The organism is Pilimelia terevasa, from assembly GCF_014647915.1.
Taxonomy (GTDB): Bacteria; Actinomycetota; Actinomycetes; order Mycobacteriales; family Micromonosporaceae; genus Pilimelia; species Pilimelia terevasa.
Genome location: NZ_BMQC01000038.1, coordinates 1 through 1,035, shown reverse-complemented (window position 1 = coordinate 1,035; position 1,035 = coordinate 1). Strand labels below are relative to the sequence as shown.

Here is a 1,035-nt window from a genome sequence, read left to right as displayed (position 1 = left end):
TTGCCGGCGTCGATGCCCTGCGTGGCGAGGGGCGCGTTGGTGGAGGTCTTCACGCTTTGTGTGTCGATTACGCAGGCGGTCGGCTCGGGGTCACGGCCGACCTTGCCTCGCGCCAGGGCGGTCAGGTGGGTCTGCTGCACCGGTAGGTGACACCTGAGATGGCTTGCCGTTGAGGCGGGCTGGAAGGATGCCACCGTGGCAAAGCCCTACCCCCGTGAGTTCCGTGACGACGTCGTGCGCGTGGCCCGTAGCCGGGATGCCGGTGTGACCGTCGAGCAGGTCGCCACCGACTTCGGCGTGCATCCGATGACGTTGTTCAAGTGGCTGCGTCAGGCTGGCGTGGAGGCCGGCGACAAGCCCGGCGTGACCCGGGCCGAGTCGACCGAGCTGCGCGAGGCCCGTAAGCGGATCAAGTTGTTGGAGCAGGAGAACGAGGTCCTGCGCCGGGCTGCGGCCTACCTGTCGCAGGCGAACCTGCCGGGAAAAGGCTCTACCCGCTCGTGAGCGAGCTGGCCGCTGACGGACGGTGTTCCCGTCGCGGTGACGTGTCGGGTGTTGAAGATTGCTCGCCAGGCCTACTACCGGTGGCTGCACCAGCCAGTCACCACCAGCGAGTTGGTGGCCGCCTTACCGGGCTGACGCGCTGTTCGAAGCCCACCGCGAGGACCCCGAGTTCGGCTACCGGTTCCTTGTCGACGAGGCCGCCACGGCCGGGCAGCCGATGGCCGACCGCACAGCGTGGCGGATCTGCTCGGGCAACGGCTGGTGGTCAGCGTTTGGCAAGAAACGTCGTCGCGGCAAGGGTCGCAAGGTCGGCCCGCCCGTGCACGACGACCTGGTCAAACGTGACTTCACCGCCCAGCGCCGGAACCAGTTGTGGCTGGCCGACATCACCGAACACCACACCACTTGGATTCCAGCAGTCGTCGCAACGGATTGGACTATGCGGGCTCTAGTAAAGCAGCCATGCGCTCGGCGGGGGTGTCCCAGTCGAGCGATTTGCGGGGCCGGTTGTTGAGTTCGTCGGCGACGGCG

The 1,035-nt window shown here is 67.1% G+C and carries 2 protein-coding genes and 1 pseudogene; 1 reads left to right on the top strand and 2 read right to left on the bottom strand.

What is annotated here, in order from left to right; translation table 11 throughout:
- Window positions 1–125, bottom strand: a pseudogene (locus IEY75_RS20615) (IS5 family transposase); the annotation flags it as partial.
- A 70-nt stretch (window positions 126–195) separates the two neighbouring features.
- Here IEY75_RS20615 and IEY75_RS21170 point away from each other — a divergent pair.
- Window positions 196–504 carry a transposase gene (locus IEY75_RS21170; RefSeq protein ID WP_229789974.1) on the top strand — a complete coding sequence of 103 codons (309 nt, stop codon included), beginning with the start codon at window positions 196–198 and terminating at the stop codon, window positions 502–504.
- A 265-nt stretch (window positions 505–769) separates the two neighbouring features.
- Here IEY75_RS21170 and IEY75_RS21365 read toward each other — a convergent pair whose 3' ends face one another.
- Complete coding sequence (locus IEY75_RS21365) at window positions 770–901, bottom strand: hypothetical protein (protein WP_268244372.1); 132 nt, start codon at window positions 899–901, stop codon at window positions 770–772.
- Window positions 902–1,035 lie beyond the last annotated feature (134 nt).